20 protein-coding genes and 2 pseudogenes are annotated in these 19,150 nt (G+C 40.2%); 14 read left to right on the top strand and 8 right to left on the bottom strand.

The window, feature by feature from the left end:
• The first annotated feature begins 440 nt into the window (after nucleotides 1-440).
• Entirely contained in the window at nucleotides 441-1,205 is a 765-nt protein-coding gene (gene cysE, locus V7K48_RS20475) for a serine O-acetyltransferase (RefSeq protein ID WP_335075047.1), read from the top strand.
• Nucleotides 1,206-1,287: 82 nt separating this feature from the next.
• Here cysE and V7K48_RS20470 read toward each other — a convergent pair whose 3' ends face one another.
• A complete protein-coding gene (locus V7K48_RS20470) occupies nucleotides 1,288-1,872 on the bottom strand; it encodes an Npun_F5749 family FMN-dependent PPOX-type flavoprotein (RefSeq protein WP_335075046.1) in 585 nt (194 codons plus the stop codon).
• A gap of 83 nt (nucleotides 1,873-1,955) precedes the next feature.
• Here V7K48_RS20470 and V7K48_RS20465 point away from each other — a divergent pair, with 83 nt between their 5' ends.
• The 6 genes from V7K48_RS20465 (at nucleotide 1,956) to urtD (ending at nucleotide 8,681) form a co-directional block, all read left to right on the top strand.
• Nucleotides 1,956-2,840, top strand: a complete 885-nt coding sequence (locus V7K48_RS20465) for an isopenicillin N synthase family dioxygenase (RefSeq protein WP_335075045.1) — start codon at nucleotides 1,956-1,958, stop codon at nucleotides 2,838-2,840.
• Complete coding sequence (locus V7K48_RS20460; RefSeq protein ID WP_335075044.1) at nucleotides 2,841-3,986, top strand: NAD(P)/FAD-dependent oxidoreductase; 1,146 nt, start codon at nucleotides 2,841-2,843, stop codon at nucleotides 3,984-3,986. It abuts the gene before it with no gap.
• 192 nt (nucleotides 3,987-4,178) lie between these two features.
• Nucleotides 4,179-5,492 carry an urea ABC transporter substrate-binding protein gene (gene urtA / locus V7K48_RS20455; protein WP_335075043.1) on the top strand — a complete coding sequence of 438 codons (1,314 nt, stop codon included), beginning with the start codon at nucleotides 4,179-4,181 and terminating at the stop codon, nucleotides 5,490-5,492.
• A 158-nt stretch (nucleotides 5,493-5,650) separates the two neighbouring features.
• Nucleotides 5,651-6,811: an ABC transporter permease subunit gene (locus V7K48_RS20450; RefSeq protein WP_335075042.1), complete on the top strand. Its 1,161-nt coding sequence runs from the start codon at nucleotides 5,651-5,653 to the stop codon at nucleotides 6,809-6,811.
• 27 nt (nucleotides 6,812-6,838) lie between these two features.
• On the top strand, nucleotides 6,839-7,960 hold the full coding sequence (gene urtC / locus V7K48_RS20445; protein ID WP_335075041.1) for an urea ABC transporter permease subunit UrtC: 1,122 nt from the start codon (nucleotides 6,839-6,841) through the stop codon (nucleotides 7,958-7,960).
• Complete coding sequence (urtD, locus tag V7K48_RS20440) at nucleotides 7,935-8,681, top strand: urea ABC transporter ATP-binding protein UrtD (RefSeq protein WP_335075040.1); 747 nt, start codon at nucleotides 7,935-7,937, stop codon at nucleotides 8,679-8,681. The genes urtC and urtD overlap by 26 nt, the downstream gene beginning before the upstream one ends.
• 18 nt (nucleotides 8,682-8,699) lie before the next feature.
• On the opposite strand, the gene V7K48_RS20435 is transcribed toward urtD, so the two are convergent.
• Entirely contained in the window at nucleotides 8,700-9,308 is a 609-nt protein-coding gene (locus tag V7K48_RS20435; protein WP_335075039.1) for a Uma2 family endonuclease, read from the bottom strand.
• A gap of 131 nt (nucleotides 9,309-9,439) precedes the next feature.
• Here V7K48_RS20435 and V7K48_RS20430 point away from each other — a divergent pair, with 131 nt between their 5' ends.
• The 3 genes from V7K48_RS20430 (at nucleotide 9,440) to urtE (ending at nucleotide 11,399) form a co-directional block, all read left to right on the top strand.
• Complete coding sequence (locus V7K48_RS20430) at nucleotides 9,440-9,898, top strand: PIN domain-containing protein (protein WP_335075038.1); 459 nt, start codon at nucleotides 9,440-9,442, stop codon at nucleotides 9,896-9,898.
• A 17-nt stretch (nucleotides 9,899-9,915) separates the two neighbouring features.
• Nucleotides 9,916-10,158 carry a hypothetical protein gene (locus V7K48_RS20425; protein ID WP_335075037.1) on the top strand — a complete coding sequence of 81 codons (243 nt, stop codon included), beginning with the start codon at nucleotides 9,916-9,918 and terminating at the stop codon, nucleotides 10,156-10,158.
• Between the two features lie 542 nt (nucleotides 10,159-10,700).
• Entirely contained in the window at nucleotides 10,701-11,399 is a 699-nt protein-coding gene (gene urtE / locus V7K48_RS20420) for an urea ABC transporter ATP-binding subunit UrtE (protein WP_335075036.1), read from the top strand.
• Here urtE and V7K48_RS20415 read toward each other — a convergent pair.
• The 3 genes from V7K48_RS20415 to V7K48_RS20405 form a co-directional block, all read right to left on the bottom strand.
• Complete coding sequence (locus V7K48_RS20415; RefSeq protein WP_335075035.1) at nucleotides 11,362-12,102, bottom strand: hypothetical protein; 741 nt, start codon at nucleotides 12,100-12,102, stop codon at nucleotides 11,362-11,364. The two genes, urtE and V7K48_RS20415, sit on opposite strands and share 38 nt — an antisense overlap.
• 8 nt (nucleotides 12,103-12,110) lie before the next feature.
• On the bottom strand, nucleotides 12,111-13,424 hold the full coding sequence (locus V7K48_RS20410) for a cytochrome P450 (RefSeq protein ID WP_335075034.1): 1,314 nt from the start codon (nucleotides 13,422-13,424) through the stop codon (nucleotides 12,111-12,113).
• A gap of 65 nt (nucleotides 13,425-13,489) precedes the next feature.
• The gene (locus V7K48_RS20405) at nucleotides 13,490-14,272 is read right to left on the bottom strand and encodes an ABC transporter permease (RefSeq protein WP_335075033.1); all 783 of its coding nucleotides are present in this window, start codon (nucleotides 14,270-14,272) and stop codon (nucleotides 13,490-13,492) included.
• Nucleotides 14,273-14,421: 149 nt separating this feature from the next.
• On the opposite strand from V7K48_RS20405, the gene V7K48_RS20400 reads away from it, so the two are divergent.
• Nucleotides 14,422-15,027: a DedA family protein gene (locus tag V7K48_RS20400; RefSeq protein WP_335075032.1), complete on the top strand. Its 606-nt coding sequence runs from the start codon at nucleotides 14,422-14,424 to the stop codon at nucleotides 15,025-15,027.
• 150 nt (nucleotides 15,028-15,177) lie between these two features.
• On the opposite strand, the gene V7K48_RS20395 is transcribed toward V7K48_RS20400, so the two are convergent.
• Nucleotides 15,178-15,621: a GNAT family N-acetyltransferase gene (locus V7K48_RS20395; RefSeq protein WP_335075031.1), complete on the bottom strand. Its 444-nt coding sequence runs from the start codon at nucleotides 15,619-15,621 to the stop codon at nucleotides 15,178-15,180.
• A 209-nt stretch (nucleotides 15,622-15,830) separates the two neighbouring features.
• Nucleotides 15,831-15,995, bottom strand: a pseudogene (locus V7K48_RS35090) (IS1380 family transposase); the annotation flags it as partial.
• A gap of 145 nt (nucleotides 15,996-16,140) precedes the next feature.
• Between V7K48_RS35090 and V7K48_RS20390 the strand changes: the two are divergent.
• Complete coding sequence (locus V7K48_RS20390) at nucleotides 16,141-17,583, top strand: FAD-dependent oxidoreductase (protein WP_335075030.1); 1,443 nt, start codon at nucleotides 16,141-16,143, stop codon at nucleotides 17,581-17,583.
• A gap of 153 nt (nucleotides 17,584-17,736) precedes the next feature.
• On the opposite strand, the gene V7K48_RS20385 is transcribed toward V7K48_RS20390, so the two are convergent.
• Nucleotides 17,737-18,294, bottom strand: a complete 558-nt coding sequence (locus V7K48_RS20385) for a hypothetical protein (RefSeq protein ID WP_335075029.1) — start codon at nucleotides 18,292-18,294, stop codon at nucleotides 17,737-17,739.
• A 131-nt stretch (nucleotides 18,295-18,425) separates the two neighbouring features.
• On the opposite strand from V7K48_RS20385, the gene V7K48_RS20380 reads away from it, so the two are divergent.
• Complete coding sequence (locus tag V7K48_RS20380) at nucleotides 18,426-19,016, top strand: thioredoxin family protein (protein WP_335075028.1); 591 nt, start codon at nucleotides 18,426-18,428, stop codon at nucleotides 19,014-19,016.
• An 8-nt stretch (nucleotides 19,017-19,024) separates the two neighbouring features.
• Nucleotides 19,025-19,111: pseudogene (locus V7K48_RS35085) on the top strand (helix-turn-helix domain-containing protein); the annotation flags it as partial.
• Nucleotides 19,112-19,150 lie beyond the last annotated feature (39 nt).

Here is a 19,150-nt window from a genome sequence, read left to right as displayed (position 1 = left end):
TGACAAGAGAAGCTCAACCTCTGCAACTGACGTTATTAGAAGTTAGAAGTCAAGTGATTAATAACTAATGCCCCATGCCCAATCTGACTTTTCCTGTTAAGTCGGGAACTGTTGAAATAGCAAGGGTTTCACACCCTAATTTATTATCAACAAGTTGAATTTAATCACAATTAATTATGATAAAATAAGACTTTGGGATAAGGGCATAGTAAGCCTAGGCGTAGCCCGTCGTAGACATCGCTTCACTAAAAAGATAACGGGAAAAGTAAGATGCCTAATACTTCTCTTCTTAGGCTGCGCCTTAAGCGAAGCTATGCCGCTCAGGCTAAACTCGGCACAAGTCGCTCAGTACAAGTGTCCAATGCCCAGTTTTTAGGTGTAACACCTTGAGAGGATAATATGGGAGAGTAGCTTGTTGTGCTTTCCGAGGGTGCTATCTCGTGCTATCTATACTACGTGCTGACTTTCGTATCATCTTTGAACGTGACCCAGCTGCCCGTAACTGGTTGGAAGTTTTATTTTGTTACCCTGGTTTGCAAGCCCTGCTATTCTATAGGCTGGCTCACTGGCTGTATACTGTTGGTCTTCCCTTTATTCCCCGCCTGATTTCTCACTTGGCTCGGTTTTTGACTGGAATTGAAATCCACCCTGGTGCAACAATTGGGCAAAGTGTGTTTATTGACCACGGCATGGGTGTAGTAATTGGTGAAACTGCGATCGTGGGAAATTATGCCTTAATTTATCAGGGTGTCACTCTTGGAGGTACTGGTAAAGAATGTGGCAAGCGCCATCCCACTGTTGGTGAAAATGTTGTAGTTGGAGCTGGAGCTAAGGTACTGGGCAATATCCAAATTGGCAATAATGTCCGTATTGGTGCGGGGTCTGTTGTTCTCAGGGATGTGCCTTCAGACTGTACTGTAGTGGGCGTGCCTGGACGGATTATATATCGTTCTGGAGTCCGAGTTGCACCTCTTGAACACAATAACTTACCAGATTCGGAAGCTGAAGTAATTCGTGCTTTAGTAGACCGGATTGAGGCGCTAGAAGAACAAATACAAACTCTTCAGCGCACCAACTCTTCTGGAAAAACTCTTGTGTTGGCAGGTTGTGTAGCTTCTAACCAAGCTGATTTCTCACAGGATGCTCCTGTGTGTAGCCTTAAAGATAAGGCAATACAGCAGTTTTTAGATGGTGCGGGTATTTAAAGAAAGTTAGGAGTTAAGAGTGAGGAGTGAGGAATAAAAATTATCTTTGCACCTTCCAACTCATAACTTCTGACTGGCAAAATTAAGGATTAATTTCTTCATAAAACCATTCTTGATTTTCATCGCGGCGATAAAACTTTCTATTTTGTGGTTCGCCCTGCAATTCTAAGTGGTCTACCTGCACTGGGTCGAGTAGCAGTAGGCAAAAATTAGGCAATGGTTGCATGGAGTCGGGTGCTGGTGGTGCAAAAGCTTCTGGGGTTTCAACTCTGGGTTTACCAGGATGGGGCCAAGCAAATTGTAAACGTGCAGCATCACTCAGTTCTTGCCAAATGGAAATGCGGGCTGGTTGTAAATTCTGGTGAGAATCATCATTTCCTACCAGAGTTAAACAGCCAGTGATTCGGAATTGTTCTCGTGTATTGGGGAAGTACCAGCAAACTTCTGCCCAAGGTTGTTGCTTTATCTGGTCGGCTTTAGCGCTACGGCTATCGATGATAAATTTTAGCTGGTTTGTATCTTCCAGAAAGTTGCGAAAGACTAGGGTACGATTAGCGGGGCGACCGTTCGGCTGCACCGTTGCTAGTTGCAGGTAACGGGCATAAACAAGGCTGCGGTTGCGATCGAGTGCATGAGCGATCGCGCTTCGCCAAGGAGCAAGAGTCATTGTAAAGTTTCGTACCTAAGTATTGAGTATACTACTTTATATGTTATATGTTAACAAAACACAAAATCTCTAATTATGTATAAATGGTTACAATTCCAGTAATAGATTTAACTGCCTTTACCAATGGCAACACAATAACTCGGCAAACTGTTATCAAACAAATCTATCAAGCTTGCCATGAAATTGGCTTCATGTATTTACAGAATTCAGGAATATCAAAAGACCTAATAAGGCAAGTGTTCACTCACAGCAAATCTTTCTTCAATTTACCTTTAGAAGTTAAGCAAAAGCAAGCTTGGAGTGATGAGTTTAGTAACACGGGTTATGTTGGTCTTGAGAGAGAACGTGTTGACCCCAATAAACCAGGCGACCTGAAAGAAGCGTTGAATTTAGGCAAACAAGAGGCTGTAGAGATAGATGCTTCTATTCTCACCTTTTATGAGAGTTGTACAGAACTTGCTAACACGGTACTGCAAACATTTGCTTTGGCGTTGTCATTGCCAGAAGATTTTTTTATCACAAAGCACAATCAACAACATCATACCTTGCGATCGCTGCACTATCCCCCATTGCAGACACCACCCAAACCCGGACAATTGCGTGCTGGTGAGCATTCCGATTATGGCAGTATTACCTTACTTTTCCAAGATGACGTTGGGGGCTTGGAAGTACAGACAACATCTGGAGAGTGGATTGCCGCGCCTGCAATTCCTGATACTGTAGTAGTCAATACTGGCGATTTGATGCAACGGTGGACAAATCATCTGTTTTCCTCAACCAAGCATCGGGTAATGATTCCCAGTGATAACAGGCTGAAACAGTCCCGGTATTCTATTGCTTTTTTCTGTCATCCTAATGATGATATAGAAATTGCTTGTTTGGAAAGTTGCCAGAAAGAACAATCGCCTATTTATCCCCCTATTTTTGCAGGAGAATATCTTTTACAACGTTTGCAAGCAACATATTAGATGAAAACCTACGACTGGATTGTGGTTGGTGGTGGAATTGCGGGTGCTGCCCTCGCCTACGAACTAGCTAAAACTGGCTTTTCTGTACTTTTGTTAGAGCAATACAGCACACCACAGAATGCAACTCGCTATAGTTATGGTGGGCTTGCCTATTGGTCAGGTACTACAACATTAACTCGGCAATTGTGCGAAGAAGCGATCGCACGTTACCATATCCTATCTCAAGAGTTAGACGCTGATATCCAATTTCGGGAATTAGATTTATTATTAACTATTTCAGCCGCTAGTGACCCAGAAGCAACTGCTGCATCATATAATCATTTTGCTATTCCACCTCGTTTACTGAGTGTCCAAGAAGCTTGTGAGTTGGAACCACTGCTAAATCGAGAGGCGATATCTGGTGCTTTAACTGTCAAACACGGTCATATTCACCCAGAAAAAACAGCACAAGCTTACATCCAAGCTTTTGAGCGGGCTGGGGGTGAAATACAGATTACGCAAGTATTACAAATATTGAAAGACGGTGTAAAAACAACTACTGCAACTTTCCACAGTGCTAACGTTGTCATTTGTGCCGGTGGACTCAGCCGCCAGCTTTTAAAATCTGCTGGTATTCCCATCAAGCTGTATTTTACCCACGCAGAAATAATTGAAACCTCACCCGTTGATGTGCAGTTACGCACCTTAGTTATGCTAGCTAATGTGCAACGGTTTCAACTAGAAGCTGAATCTACTCAAGTTGATGAATTGTGGAATCAACCCGGTAATGAGCCAGTACCGCCAATTTTAGATGCGGGTGCGATTCAGTTTCAAGATGGTAGCTTCCGCATCGGTCAAATTAGCCGCGTTCTCACACATCCTCATGCCAAGGTAGACTCAGAGGCGAGTGAAAAGTGGCTGCGAAAAAGTGTTGGTGAGGTTTTGCCAGTTTTAGAGAATTTACCAGGAACTTGGCATCATTGCTTGGTGGCATTTAGTAGCGATCGCTTGCCCTTGATTGGTACTATCCCAGGATTTGAGAGCGTTCATCTATTCTCTGGGTTTAGCAATCCTTTGGTGATTATACCACCTTTGGCAAAGCGCTTTGCTAATTTTGCTTCTGGCAAGAAAGATGAAATTATGATCGAACTATCTCTTCACTGCTAGCAATAATTTCATAATATTAAGCTTAACAAAAATTAATATTAAAAATTTATTTTTTTATTACAAAAACAAACATTTTGTATAAGAAGTAACTTTTTACTAGTAAAATATCGCACTATTATCACACTTTAAAGTTTGATCCTGTCAGCTTTCTATTAAGTTAGTTGATTCATCAAAAGGAAAATTCATAAAGATATGAGAAAACAATTTAACCGACGCAAGTTTTTAATCTATGGTTCTCTAACTTTTGGAAGCAGCTTTTTTCTAAAAGCTTGCGCGAATAATTCTCCAACTGCTACAGAGAGTCCAGTCGCACCTACTGCTTCCCCAGCTGCTGCTACTGCTGGGGACACCATCAAAGTAGGTATTTTGCACTCTCTAAGTGGTACGATGGCTATTAGTGAAAAAAGCGTTGTCGATGCTGAAAAATTAGCAATCAAAGAAATTAACGCTGGCGGTGGTATCTTAGGTAAACAAATTGAAGCAATTACTGAAGATGGTGCTTCTAACTGGGATACTTTTAGAGAAAAGGCAACTAAGCTAATAGATCAAGATAAAGTCGCTGTAGTTTTTGGTTGTTGGACTTCTGCTAGCCGTAAGAATGTGAAGCCAGTATTTGAGAGCAAAAACCATATGCTCTGGTATCCTGTGCAGTACGAAGGTCAAGAGTGTTCTAAAAATATTTTTTACACTGGCGCTGCGCCAAATCAACAAATCGAACCGTCTGTTGATTGGCTGTTGAAAAATAAGGGCAAAGAATTTTTTTTAGTTGGCTCTGACTACGTTTTTCCCCGGACTGCTAACACAATTATTAAAGCTCAACTCGAAGCTTTAGGTGGTAAAACAGTTGGCGAAGATTATTTACCGCTAGGTAACGCAGAAGTTACACCAATTATCACTAAAATTAAGCAAGCTTTGCCTAATGGAGGTGTAATTTACAATACTCTGAATGGTGATAGTAACGTTGCTTTTTTCAAACAATTGAAAGGTGCTGGATTGACACCAGATAGATATCCTTCTATGTCTGTCAGTATTGCTGAAGAAGAAGTTAAAGCAATTGGTGTAGAGTATCTCAAAGGTCACTACGCTGCTTGGAATTACTTCCAAACAGTAGACACACCTGCTAATAAGAAGTTTGTTGCAGCTTTTAAGAAAGAGTACGGTGAAAATCGGGTAACAAATGACCCAATGGAAGCAGCATACATCGCTGTTTATTTGTGGAAGCAAGCAGTAGAAAAAGCTGGTACTACAGACATAGCTAAAGTGAGTGCTGCGGCGTATGGTCAAACCGTAGATGCACCTGAAGGTAAAGTGACAATGGATGCTAATCATCACATATCCAAAATTGTGCGAATTGGTCAAGTAAGGCTAGATGGTTTGTTTGATATTGTCTATGCTACTCCGACAGCAGTTGAGCCAGTTCCTTGGAATCAATTTGTCAAAGAGACTAAGGGATTTGCTTGTGATTGGACTGACCCTGCTAAGGGTGGTAAATACAAGAAAGTCTAAATTTGTGAAATTCTCGTTTCCAGGTGGAACCTGGAAATGTAACTCATTGCGGTTCTGCTGCGAGTTAAGAGGCGGAGCCTCTCAGTAAGCATTCCCAGTCTGAGACTGGGAACGAGGCTAATAATGGTTAACTAGAAGCTGATATGTAGGGCAAAAAAGTGTTAGCAGGTTTTTTAGAAGCTGTATTTAATGGTATTAGTATTGGCGCGGTATTATTAATTGCTGCGTTGGGACTGGCGATTATATTTGGATTGATGGGCGTCATCAATATGGCGCATGGTGAATTGATGATGTTTGGTGCTTATACAACATTTGTTGTCCAAAATGGCTGTAAACAATTGGGCGGAATATGGTTTGAAGTTTATATATTTTTGGCTTTGATTATTGCTTTTATGTTTACGGCTGCTGTGGGATTAATCTTAGAAAGAAGCGTGATTCGTTATCTCTATGGACGCCCTCTTGAAACTTTATTAGCAACTTGGGGAGTAAGTTTAATTTTTCAGCAGTTGGTTCGCAGCGTAAATTGGGTATTGATAATTGGCATAGTTATATTTTCTCTATTGTTTTTTGGAGGTTTATGGATTTTAAATTCTCGCACGAATTTGGGAAGAGTTCGTAACTGGATTGTGGCGGTGATATTTTTACTATCGCTGGGGGTGACAATCACAACGGGCAATTTATTGAGTCAAACTTATCAGCTTGGAGTGACTCAACCTTGGTTTGGCGCTCAAAATGTAGATGTAACTGCGCCTACTTGGTTACAAGCGGGGATATCTTTGGCTGGTGTGCAATTGCCCTTTGCTAGGTTATTTATTATTGCTTTAACAATAATCTGTGTGGCGGGAATTTATTTATTTTTACAACGTTCTAGCTGGGGTTTAAGGATTCGGGCTGTGACGCAAAACCGGAGTATGAGCGCTTGTTTGGGTATCCCAACTCAAAAGGTTGACGCGATTACTTTTGCACTGGGTTCTGGTTTAGCTGGTGTGGCTGGATGTGCTATTAGTTTGCTCGGTTCTGTAGGGCCAAATACGGGACAAAACTATATTATTGATACTTTTATGGTTGTTGTTGTTGGGGGTGTGGGCAATTTAGTCGGTACGATTGTGGCTGCTTTGGCTATTGGTACGGCTAATTTTTTAATTGGTTCTGGGACTTTGGCTGTGTTGTTGACTCCTGTAAAGCCTTTGGCTGATTTGTTTACTTTTTTTGCGACGACGAGTATGGCTAAGGTGATGGTATTTGCGCTGATTATTGTGTTTTTACAGTGGAAGCCTGGGGGGATTTTTCCGCAGAAGGGACGTACTGTTGATGTTTAAACCGCAGAGGCGCGGAGGGCGCAGAGAATGAGGAAGAGGGGAGGAAGATTAATTTTAATTGAGGTGGGGGTGGTGGTGGCGATCGCACTTTTCCTCATTATCATTATGCCACTGGTGCTTACGGAGTTTCGGCTGAATTTGTTGGGGCGATTTTTGTCACTGGCGATTGTGGCTTTGGGTATTGATTTGATTTGGGGTTATACTGGTTTATTGAGTTTGGGACATGGTATTTTCTTCGGTTTGGGTGGATATGCGATCGCAATGTACCTGAAATTGCAAGTTCCCACTGGTGAGTTACCTGATTTCATGGGACTTTATGGCGTCACGGAACTTCCGGGGTTTTGGAAACCTTTTTATTCTTTTCCTTTGACAATAGCTTCTGTGGTACTAATTCCAGGGTTATTAGCGGGATTGTTAGGATATTTAGTATTTCGTAATCGCCTCAAGGGAGTTTATTTTTCTATCTTGACTCAAGCCGGAACTATTGTATTTTTCAACTTCTTTAACGGCCAACAACAACTTTTCAACGGTACGAACGGACTGATAGATTTTACAACTTTATTTGGGGCAACAGTTAGTGATGCGAAAACGCAATTTGTTTTCTACACGCTAACGGTAGTGTTTCTCGCAATTACCTACGGCATTTGTCGCTGGTTGACAACTGGGCGCTTTGGGAGGTTGTTGATAGCGATTCGTGATGATGAAAGTCGGGTACGATTTTCTGGCTACAACCCTACAGATTATAAGGTGTTGGTGTTTGCAGTTTCAGGTGCGATCGCAGGTATAGCAGGAGCATTTTACACCCTTCAGAGTGGTTCTGTATCACCCAGAGCAATGGATATTGCCTTTTCGATTGAAATGGTAATTTGGGTGGCTGTAGGGGGACGCAGTACTTTAATTGGGGCGATTGTTGGAACTTTGTTAGTCAATTATGCCCGCACTTTTTTAAGTGAACAATTTGCAGAAATCTGGCTATTTTTCCAAGGCGCACTATTTTTAATAGTCGTCACAGTGTTACCTGACGGCATAGTTGGATGGTTGCGTAGTCAGAATATTTCTCTTTTCAACCGTCGTCAACAAATTGCTACATATCCCACCTTGGAAGAAGACGCACAAGTGCAACATGAACGCGAAAATATTGGAAACTGAAAACGTAACTGTTAGTTTTGACGGTTTTAAGGCGCTAAACCAGCTAAACTTTAGTATGGATGTGGGTGAATTGCGGGTAGTAATTGGCCCCAACGGTGCGGGAAAGACAACGTTTCTTGATGTCATTACTGGGAAAGTGCAACCAACCGTAGGGCGAGTTATCTTCAAAGGAAGAAACCTACGTTCTTTACCTGAACATCAAATTGCGCGGTTGGGAATTGGGCGGAAGTTTCAAACACCCCGAATTTACCTAAATTTAACGCCCCGTGAAAATCTAGAAATTACTAGCAACCGTAATAAAAATGTATTTTCTACTTTGTTTGGGCGTTCTAATACTGCTGAAAATAATAGGATTAAAGGATTATTGGAAACTATCGGGTTAACTCCTAAAGCAGATATCAGAGCAGGTTTACTTTCCCACGGAGAAAAGCAACGTTTAGAAATTGGCATGTTAGTAGCACAGTCACCAGACTTATTACTTGTTGATGAACCAGTTGCTGGTTTAACAGATGAAGAAACCTACAACATCGGTGAACTGCTTTTAGCACTAGCTCAGAGTCATTCAATTTTAGTAATTGAACACGATATGGAATTTGTGCGTCAAATTGCCCAAAAAGTAACAGTGTTACATGAAGGTTCGGTGCTGTGCGAAGGTAATTTTGAGGAAGTGCAAAATGACTCTCGTGTGATTGAAGTATATTTGGGACAACAGCAAGAATAAAAAACTCGATAGTACTTTCTATTCGCCTGGTAATTCTGGTCGCTTTGCGCTGTTAAACACCTGCTCTACTGTTAGCGCCCAATCAGCAATTACCACTGATTCCATGCAAGTCGCACCTGTAAATACCTTATCTTCATACTGTCCCTCCACCCACTGGCAAATCGTAATTTGTTGTATCTGTGCGTCAACAATCCAATACTCCAATATTTCCCTAGCAGCATACTCTGTCCGCTTGTAGCGATAATCACGGACACGGTTTGCTGTTCCTGGAGAAACAATTTCAATCACTAGCGCAGGTGGCGGCATATCACGGGTGAGGGTGGCACGAGGCGCATCAATAAGGGCGGCATAAGATTCTTCTGTGTAAACCATTAAGTCAGGTAAACGACATCTCGCCCGTCGCCCCGCTACCTCAATTTCTGTATCCTTGTGAGCAACTAAATAAAAGGGAAAATGTTTTAGTAGTTCAATGAATAGAAATCTTGCCAGATTGCTATTTTCCTGACTTTCTGGTGGCATCTCGACTAGTTCTCCATCCACCAACTCATAGCGCGTGTCTGTACCATCGTCATAGGTAAGATACTCCTCAAAGGTCAGCAGTTTTTGGGTTTTCGTCCTTTGGGTCATTTGCTCTGCCTAGCATCTGTATATTATGAAGTATGAGCTATATATTCCAGTTAGCCAAACAGTCAACAATTACATATGCAGAAATCTTTAGTATAATAACATTCAATAAAATTGAAGTATTTCATATAACTATGCAATATGTTCTATTCGATACATGTATTTACTTAAATTTAGCTCCAAAACCAGAATCACGTCCTCTGTTGAAGAGTATTCTATCTGGTCTTAACCAAAATAAATTAAAAATACTGCTTTCTAGTGTGACTGTTGAAGAGTACATTCGTCAGAAAGATACTAACGTTAGTAAACACATACAATCATTAACAACTCACCTCAAGAATGCCAAAAAGATTCAAGATTATCTTGATGATTCGCAGCGTTCAACTTTTCTGCTTCTTCTAGATAAAGCTAATGAAAATATCAAGTTGGATGGCAAAGAAGGTGTAAATGCGCTAGGCATAGAAGTTCAGCCAGAAGAAGCACATCAACGGTTACTTAGTTATGCAGGTGTAATTAGCTTGGGTTATTCCACAGGTATAGATAACGAAAGCATTGATGCTGACTTGGCAAAAGCTTACGCCAATGACTTTTAAGCATTGGAATATAAATTATGCTGCTTGATACGTCAGGATTGCTCTGCTTTCTTCATAAAGATGAGCCACAACATGAAAAGGCAGTTGAACTGATTGCTACTACAACCAGAACTCGGCCTACGCACAACTATGTTCTAGCAGAATTAGTGGCTTTAGCATTGGTTCGAGGGTTTTCCCGTTCAACTGTACTGTCATACAGCCTTGAACTAATCAACAATTCAGGCGTTCAAATTGTATGGGTTGATGAGCTGCTACATTGAGAAGCAATAGATTTATTGTTAGCAAGACAGGATAAAACCTATTCGTTATGTGATGCTGTAAGTTTTGTGTTGATGCGTAGGCAAGGAATTATGGAGGCATTAACAACTGATAAACACTTTGAGCAAGAAGGTTTTACTCGTTTGTTGCGGTCAGTAGGCTAACATTGCTCTGCTGCTCTTACCTGTGAGCCTATTACGCATCCCAAACTTGAGGTAATTGACCTAGCAAACTTTGGTTTTAAACTTGTAAATTGGTTTTTGAAGTCAAAAATCTAATTTCTGACTTGAAAACTTAGTTTTGAACTTGAAAACTTAGTTTTGAACTTGAAAACTTAGTTTTGAACTCGGAAATTAGCTTCAAAACTCCTAGACCTGTTTTTTTGAACAAATTTCAGCAAATATACCCACATTCCTCTTGTTTGCTCATACAAATGCCATATTTTGATATGATTTGTCACGAAAAACACGATCAAAGCGTCTACCCCAACGGCAGTTAAAATCTAAGGAAGCGTAAGTTCATCCTGTCTTTTCTCCCCTTCCCTATGCTAAAAATTTCTAACCTTAACGTTTATTACGGTGAAAGCCATATTCTTCGCAATGTAGATTTGAGCGTACCATCTGGGCAAATGATCTGCCTAATTGGACGCAATGGCGTAGGTAAATCTACATTACTCAAAACAATTATGGGTTTACTCAAACCCCGCAGCGGTACAATTAACTTAGCTGGAGAATTAATCAACTCTAAATCTCCCGACCAAAGGGCAAAGTTAGGAATTGGTTATGTCCCCCAAGGACGAGAGATTATCCCCCGGTTGACAGTTAAAGAAAATCTGCTGCTGGGGTTGGAAGCAAGAAAGAAGCAGGCAAAAAAAGCAGAAATTCCAGAGGAAGTTTTTAGCTTATTCCCGGTGTTAAAAACCATGCTTTCGCGGATGGGTGGTGATTTGAGTGGTGGACAACAGCAACAATTAGCGATCGCCCGTGCTTTAATGGGAGAACCTCAATTACTCGTCTTAGATGAACCCACGGAAGGTATTCAACCATCCATCATCCTGGAAATTGAAGCCGCAGTCCGCCGCATTATCGAAACTACAGGCATTTCAGTTTTATTGGTAGAGCAACATTTACATTTCGTCCGTCAGGCTGATTACTATTACGCCATGCAAAAAGGTGGTATTGTCGCCTCCGGTTCCACATCTGAACTCAGCCAAGATGTGATTCAACGCTTTTTAGCTGTTTAATTTTTGATACTTCTATATCAATTGTATTGTCAGCAATCAAGTCTGCTGCTTCTTGTAAAAGCTTATTTTGTTCCTTTTGAATTGCTTCTAAACGATTAGAAATTTCTGCTAATCGTTGTTGTTTATTTGGTTGAAAATTCTCAGGTAGTAAAGCTGGCAGGTTATCAGTTGTTTTAGCACCTGTGATTCGTTGAATAGCAAAACCGCCAACTTTTACTAAGGATAAAAAGCTAACTTTAAGAAAAGCCTGAATTAATTTTATCGGTACTTGGAGTATTGACCAACTAGCTGTTTCAATCAAGCGGACAATTGCTTTGATGATGCTCCAAAGTAAAGCGATCGCAAACAGCAAAATCACTATACTAATAATTGGGTGATTAGTCGCCCAACCTAGTATTTGAACTAACTTAAAAAATATCGGGTGTTGTGTCAGCCAATCACTTGCAGAAGATGCGATCGCATCTTTAACTGCTCCCGATGTTGTACTCTTAAATTTATCAGCAGTTTGCCAACTTTGTTCTAAGCTTGTCGTAACTGTATCAATTGCTCTATCAGTAATTGTAGTTGCTGTTGCCTTTAAAGATTTTCCAATTTGCTCTGCTGAGTTACTTAAAGAGTTAACATTTTCACTTACAAAATCTTTCACATTTTGCAAGCGTTGTAAAACTCCATTAGGTAAATGTATGTCTATTTGAGATGCCATATAACATTTCACCGAGGTTGAAATCGAACCCATAACCCATCTTTAGGGCGATTGCTGGGAAAGAACACTGTTTCTAAACTTTGATTGGGTAATATCTCCCAATGATAATTGCGTAGAAGGTGGGCAGCAATGATCTTCATTTCCATTTTGGCAAAGGCGATACCAATACAGATGCGTGGCCCACCACCGAAACCAACTAAACTAAAAGGATACTTTTTGTGTTCTTGGCGCTGGGGACTGAAACGATCTGGATCAAAACGCTCTGGTTCAAGGTATATTTCCTTTAGGCTATGAGTTATCACAATTGAATAAAGCAACTGCCAACCAGCAGGAATGTGATAACCTTTAAACTCAAAGTCTTTAATCACACCACGAAACCCACCTCCAGCAGGTTGATGCAATCTTTCAACTTCCCATAGAACCTGCTCTAAATAGGGCATTTTCCCTAATTGTTCTAAATTCAAATCACCTTTACTTGCAAATTGTAATTGTTCAACTCTTGCTCTTTCGAGTACTTCTGGATGACGGGCTAACTCTACACACAACCAAGTCAGCATCGAAGTAGTCGTTTCATGTCCAGCGAAGAGTAACAGCACCGCTTGGGCAATGATTTCTTTTTCACTTAAGCTATTACCATCTTCATCTTTAGCTTGTATTAACAAGCTGATGGTATCTTTAGTTGGGTTTTGCTGACGTTCTCTGACAACTTGAGTTAGATGCTCTAAAATCTGATTACGAGCAGCTATAGCTTTACCAAATGTAGTAAATGGTAAAGACAACGGGTTAATAGCAAACAGCCCATTAGCCAAGGTTATAAACAACTTGCTAAGGCGCACACATTCAGGGCCAGGACGCGTACCCAACAACAATTGGCTAGCAATATCAAATGTCAGCTCTTTAAATTCTTGCAACCAAGTAAACTCCTGTTTTTTCTCCCACTTTTGGAGATAGCCGCGCGTAATATCTTCCATTGTGGAGACATAATTCGCCAATGCTGGGCCATGCAACGCTGGCATCATCAAGCGGCGGTTTCTGCGGTGTTCCTCTCCATCTTGGAGAAAAAGTGATTCACTAAGTAAAATCTTGAAATTATTAGGCCATCCCTCGCGCCAAGAAAAATTTTCTGTATGGCTTGACAAAACAAACTCTAATGCCTCCGGCCCTATCATCACTACAGTTGGTCTGCCAAAAAGATGAGTTTTGAAGATGGGCCCATACTGGCGATAGCACTTTTTGCCAAAATCGCGGTCAAAAATAAAGGAGAGTGTTTCACCTAATATAGGTATACCAAAGCTTCCAGGAGGAATTTGATTACTTTTCATATGTTAACTTTATCTTGCTCCAACAACTCTGGGCAAGGCGCTGCCTTGTCTTTGCTTCTCTCTCTCTAACTCGAAGCACTAGTATAAAACCGCAACGCAAACCGCCAAAACCAAGTGGAAACCAAAAACAACGCTACTGCTAATATTGCCGCACCTATCAACCAGCTAATTTCACTCCGACCCAACAGCGCTTGGGCTGGTACACTAGTTAAAAAAGCTACTGGCATCACAAAGGTGAAGAAAAAGCGGTAAGCAGTGGGATAGGCGGCGATGGGATATCGTCCAGCTTCCAACAAACCACTCAGCACTTCGGTAGCGTTGTGTATTTTGACAAACCAGATACTGGTCGATCCCAGCATAAACCACAGGCTGTACAGAATCACCAAGCTAAAGAATAACGGCATTACACCAAGTAGATAGTTGTCTATCCCTACACCAAGGCGTTTACCTGCATAGCCAATAATAATACTACCAAAAACTAGATCCGGAAGTCCCCAAGGTGAAAGGGTATGGGTGGAAAGCCAAAACTGACTGCGGATAGGTTTTAATAATATGAAGTCCAAAGTGCCTGACTGTACATGCTGGATAATGCGATTCAAGTTTGACGCCAGAAAAGTAGCAGAAAATCCTTGTAGTAAGGTAAAAATTCCTAGAACTACTAAAGCTGCTTCCCATGACCAGCCACTAAAAGTGTAGCCAGTCCGGTAAAACAAGAATAGGCCAAACAGGCTGCCAACAAGATTTCCCAAGCTGCTGAGGGTAGCTATGAAAAAGTTAATCCGATATTCCAACTCGGCTGCGATCGCAGCACCCCAAAATAATCTTAGTACTTTCAAATATCTTTGCATCTTGCACCTCTAACTCAAAACCTGCCATCTGTCATTAAATTTCTCAAGATTACACAATAACTTTACAGAAATTTAATATTACTTTTTATTCAGGAAAATTGCTAAACGTTAAGATGTTGTGGATCTATTGTTGAAAGGTAAGAAATTCTATGCATCTAGATTTACCACAACTGATTAAATCACTCGGCTACTTTGGGGTATGGGCGATTGTTTTTGCTGAATCTGGCTTGTTAATTGGTTTTTTTCTGCCTGGAGATAGTTTATTGTTCACTGCTGGATTTGTCGCATCTCAGAATTTACTGAACATTTGGGTTCTGATTTTTGGTGCTTTTATTTGTGCAGTCTTAGGTGACAATGTTGGCTATTTTACTGGGCATAAATTTGGCAGAAGACTATTTTCAAAGGAAGATTCATGGTTGTTTCATAAAAAACATCTTGTTAAAACCCAAAACTTTTATGAACAGCACGGTAAAAAAACGATTGTTTTAGCACGTTTTTTACCGATTGTACGGACTTTCGCGCCGATTGTGGCTGGGATTGGTGCGATGCATTATCGCACATTTATGTCTTACAACTTAATCGGTGGCTTTCTTTGGACATTCGGCATTACCATGTTAGGGTTTTTCTTAGGGAAATCTCTGCCACCTGAACAGGTAGATAAGTATTTGTTACCGATTATTGGATTAATTATAGTTATTTCTTTAGTGCCATCAATTATTCATGTAATACAAGAAAATAGAGTAAACAAAAGTTGAAATATTTTTTGTAGCTTTTTAGTAGATGTTTTATTGTAGAAACTAAGTATTTCGATGATCTCCATTTCGTGACGAGGCGCAGTGCAATCATTACTGCAAGTTGCCTCAACATCTACTATTAAGAAGTAATTAAAAGTTATTCTCACCTCTTCAATCAGGTCTTTTTTTAATAAATTTTATTTTTCCATTAGCTTGAACTTCTGCTGGTATCCAACTAAGATGCAGATAGAATTTATAAGCTCTCAACTTAGGTTCATTACTAGTTAACAACCAAATTTCTTCAATTTCCTGAGAATATAACCATTCTTCAGCTTGCTGCATTAATGCGCTTCCTACACCCCGACTTTCAAAAGCTGGCAGAACAAATATCCCATATATATTTTTTTGTACTGCATTTGCCATTGAAAAACCAATGGGTTGTCCATCGATTTCGGCAATCCAAGCACGGAAGTCACTCTGCAACATAGTAGTGATCGCTTTTGGAGTAATTCCCAGAGTAGCCAACTCTTCACGAGATTGATAGTTTTCAATAACGCTAGTTCTGATATAGAAAAGTGTTTCAACATCTTCAAGTTGTGCTTCACGAATATTCATCAAAATATTTGCTTTCTCCTGTGAATAACTATTTTACCAGTGCGATCGCCAAATATATAACGCGATGTGCAACTTAATATTCCGTAAGCTAAAATACATCTAATTTGCATATTAAAACTTTTCAATATCTTGTGGGGTGGGCAACATGAGCGCCCTGATTATGCAATTTGAATGCCGATTAGCTTATCTCGGTAATCATTAAAACATTACGCCAACCGGAATCTGATTTTTCGCTTCCGGTCTAGTTCCGCAATTAAATTTAATCCTGTATCTGATGTTACTGTTCCACCCTTGAAATTAACTACGACTGGGCGTGACTTTTCTCTTTCAAACTTGAATTGTTCTAGGTTACAATCTGTCTTGCTAGGGGTCATGTTTTGAAACTGCGTTGACTGATTCCCATGCCCATGAAAGTGCTGCTATGGTTTGGGGCGAATTGATTGACTTGAAAGGCTAGTTAAATTTTAGAAAATTGTTTAACCTAGTAATATACCACAAAACTTTTTTGCAAGAGGTCTAATGAATCATTCTTACAAGAAAAACGTTGTCATTATGGGAGGAGGCCCGGCGGGATTAGGCACAGCTTTAATGTTAGCGAAAAGAGGTTGGAAAGATATTACAGTTATTGAAAAAAGACCATCAGCAGATTATTACGAACCAGATAAATCCTTTAGTTATCAAATTGATGGTCGAGGGCAAAAATTAACTAATTTATTAGAAATAACTGCCAAACTAGCTGATTTGAGTGTCGCTAATACTGAATTTTATTTGACTGTCATTCAAAAAGACGGCACACGCAAAACAACGAAACTACCCATTGCTGATTCTAAACGCAAGACTGCCTATTGGCTGCCAAGAGCATCTTTTGTGGAGTTACTTTACCAAGAAATTCATCAACATTGGCAAGATTCGATTCAAGTCTTATTTAATACTGAAGGTGTAGAAATTAAACAACATGTAGAGTATTTAGAAATTATTACCCAATCTCAATATCAGGAAAAATTGAGCTTTATTCCTAATCTGATAGTAGGTTGTGATGGCTTGAGTTCTATTGTGCGTGAAACTCTTCATCAAATGGAAGGTCAATCACATTCCTTTGAAATGCAAAAATTTCCTTCTCCTAGTTCCGGTTTAAAATACAAAATTCTCACTTTACCTGCTCAATTTCCCTTATCAGAGTCAGAAGGAGATTTAGCACAAACTACAATGGCTTATGCCATTAGGTCTACTTTTAAAGGGCGTAAAAAAGCAATTTCACTGGGGTTATTACCCTTTAAAAATCCTCATCAACCAAGAACCGCAAATATTATTACCTACCCAGATCATCAAATCTGGCAATTAAAAACCAAAGAAGAAGTTAAACAATTCCTGAAACAAGCATTTCCGCAGCTTCCTCTAGAAAAGATTATTTCTCCTGAAGAAATAGCCAGATTTACATCTAGTGATGGGGGTAAATTTCCTATTCCTCAATATTGTTCAGGCTTGTATAAAATTTGGGGAAAACCTGAAGATAACCAAGGAACAGCGGTAATTTTATTGGGAGATGCAGCTCATTGTTTTCCTCCCGACATTGGACAAGGCGTTAATTCTGCCTTAGAAGATGTCTATCAAATTCATGAAATTTTGGCAGCAACTCAAGATAATCTTTCTCAAGCACTTCCTCGCTATGAAAGCTTACGTCAACCAGATATTAAAGCCTTAATCCGCTTAGTACAAATTAGTTATCCTTGGCAATATAATCAAGACCCTCTACAGAAACGATTATGGAGTCTTAACTTCTTTCTGCGCTTAGTTTTGAATCGTTTATTCCCTTTTTTATTTAATCCTCATTCCATATTAATGATTCAGAATCATCAACTATCTTACTCAGAAATTCTCGCTAAAAGTAATAGAACTACTCAATTTTTAGCTATTTTAGGAGGATTGGCAATATTGACTTTAATCGTAAGTTTTATGACTTAGAAATAAAAACCTTTTGGGTTCTAAAAGCGAATTGCAGTGGGTACGATATTTATTGGTTTTTGAATTAGTGCTGTGGATTGTTAACTACGCCATAAATGTTTATCAATCACCACAGCTGTTTCGCTCTTAAGTAAAATCAAACTCTGACGTTAGCTAGGGATTAATCGCAGAATTAGCCATTTTTACCAAAGAAGTGCGATCGCCTGCTTTTATTCCAACAATATATTGCCCACCTTGTTGTCTCCAAGTCAAGGTAGCATCTGAACAACCAGCACCACAAGTAAAATCTACAAAATAGCCAGTGATGCCCTTAGCTAAAGATACACGTTTCCCAGTCAGGCTAGGTGTTTTATGGGTTACAGCTTCAGCAGAAACAACGCCCAAACGACAGGCAGATGCACCATTACAATCGGGAGTGAAAGCCAGTAAAATCTCGTACTTTTTTTGCGTAGCAGCTTCTATAATTGCATAAATTGGATTTTCCCCATCTGACTCAGGAATAAACTTCGGCAATAAAATCTTAATTTGAGTCTTTTGCTTTAATTTGGGCAGAATAGATTTAAAAACTGGGTGTGGCCGGGTTTTACTCTGCTGCGCTATCAGTTGGGACTGGTTATTTATAGTGGCGATCGCTGACTTGTGAAAGCTGCTAACGCTGACTAATAAAAATACGGCACACACAGCACTGGTATTTCTGAAGTTTAAAATCATCTTTTAAAACCTATTTCATCTAAAGTACTTATTTGTAATACCCATTTTGAGTATCAAAATACGTATTAAAGAGCGGTTGGAGTCAGCTAAACTGAAGAAGAAATAGCTTTATAAGTTTTAATAATTCTGTTATGAGTACCGATTCACCTGTTAATTCTCCTGATAAGTCTGAATCCACATTCGGGAAGCGTTTGAGAAACTTTTTAATTGTAATGGTAGCGATCTCTCTTAGTGTTGCCCTCTTCTTGGGATTGCGAACTGAAACAACCTCGGCAACCCTAGCCAAGTTAAGTGATACCTCCACACCGTTAGAAGTAGCCGTCAGCAACGGCAAACCATCTTTAGTAGAATTTTATGCTGATTGGTGTACTGTCTGCCAGAAAATGGCACCAGATATCACCCAACTGGAAACAGAGTATGCTGACAAGATGAATTTTGTCATGCTGAATGTGGATAATACTAAGTGGCTGCCAGAAATGCTGAAATATCGTGTGGATGGGATTCCCCATTTTGTATTTTTGAGCCAGCAAGGGGAAACCATCGCCCAAGCGATCGGCGATCAACCCCGTACGATTATGGCTAGCAACTTAGAAGCTTTGGTTACTGGTTCCTCTCTCCCCTATGCTCAAGCTAGCGGGAAAGTTTCCAAATTTTCAGCCCCAGTAGCACCAACGGCTAGTCAAGATGACCCCCGCACTCATGGAAGCCAAGTGGTAAATTAGCGTTTGCAGCAAAGTTGGGTGTCACATATCCGACGATTAATCGGTGGGAAAACGGACGTGCTACGCCTTCACCTTTGGCTATTTACCATGTTTGACTTCACTAAATCGGCTGCACAAACAGAGATTTAACATGT

It is taken from the genome of Nostoc sp. (genome assembly GCF_036919615.1).
Lineage (GTDB): Bacteria > Cyanobacteriota > Cyanobacteriia > Cyanobacteriales > Nostocaceae > Nostoc.
The sequence above is the reverse complement of the archived record's forward strand: the minus strand, read 5'-3'. Positions and strand labels throughout refer to the sequence as shown.

Bases quoted from the DNA above. Each gene is read 5' to 3' on its own strand.
- V7K48_RS20395 (WP_335075031.1), bottom strand. From the start codon at position 15,621: ATGAATATTCGTGAAGCACAACTTGAAGATGTTGAAACACTTTTCTAT.
- V7K48_RS20410 (WP_335075034.1), bottom strand. From the start codon at position 13,424: ATGAAAAGTAATCAAATTCCTCCTGGAAGCTTTGGTATACCTATATTA.
- urtD (WP_335075040.1), top strand. From the start codon at position 7,935: ATGAACGCGAAAATATTGGAAACTGAAAACGTAACTGTTAGTTTTGAC.
- V7K48_RS20415 (WP_335075035.1), bottom strand. From the start codon at position 12,102: ATGGCATCTCAAATAGACATACATTTACCTAATGGAGTTTTACAACGC.
- urtE (WP_335075036.1), top strand. From the start codon at position 10,701: ATGCTAAAAATTTCTAACCTTAACGTTTATTACGGTGAAAGCCATATT.
- V7K48_RS20465 (WP_335075045.1), top strand. From the start codon at position 1,956: ATGGTTACAATTCCAGTAATAGATTTAACTGCCTTTACCAATGGCAAC.
- V7K48_RS20390 (WP_335075030.1), top strand. From the start codon at position 16,141: ATGAATCATTCTTACAAGAAAAACGTTGTCATTATGGGAGGAGGCCCG.
- V7K48_RS20400 (WP_335075032.1), top strand. From the start codon at position 14,422: ATGCATCTAGATTTACCACAACTGATTAAATCACTCGGCTACTTTGGG.
- V7K48_RS20470 (WP_335075046.1), bottom strand. From the start codon at position 1,872: ATGACTCTTGCTCCTTGGCGAAGCGCGATCGCTCATGCACTCGATCGC.
- V7K48_RS20425 (WP_335075037.1), top strand. From the start codon at position 9,916: ATGCTGCTTGATACGTCAGGATTGCTCTGCTTTCTTCATAAAGATGAG.
- urtC (WP_335075041.1), top strand. From the start codon at position 6,839: ATGAGGAAGAGGGGAGGAAGATTAATTTTAATTGAGGTGGGGGTGGTG.
- V7K48_RS20435 (WP_335075039.1), bottom strand. From the start codon at position 9,308: ATGACCCAAAGGACGAAAACCCAAAAACTGCTGACCTTTGAGGAGTAT.
- V7K48_RS20430 (WP_335075038.1), top strand. From the start codon at position 9,440: ATGCAATATGTTCTATTCGATACATGTATTTACTTAAATTTAGCTCCA.
- urtA (WP_335075043.1), top strand. From the start codon at position 4,179: ATGAGAAAACAATTTAACCGACGCAAGTTTTTAATCTATGGTTCTCTA.
- V7K48_RS20405 (WP_335075033.1), bottom strand. From the start codon at position 14,272: ATGCAAAGATATTTGAAAGTACTAAGATTATTTTGGGGTGCTGCGATC.
- V7K48_RS20385 (WP_335075029.1), bottom strand. From the start codon at position 18,294: ATGATTTTAAACTTCAGAAATACCAGTGCTGTGTGTGCCGTATTTTTA.
- V7K48_RS20460 (WP_335075044.1), top strand. From the start codon at position 2,841: ATGAAAACCTACGACTGGATTGTGGTTGGTGGTGGAATTGCGGGTGCT.
- V7K48_RS20380 (WP_335075028.1), top strand. From the start codon at position 18,426: ATGAGTACCGATTCACCTGTTAATTCTCCTGATAAGTCTGAATCCACA.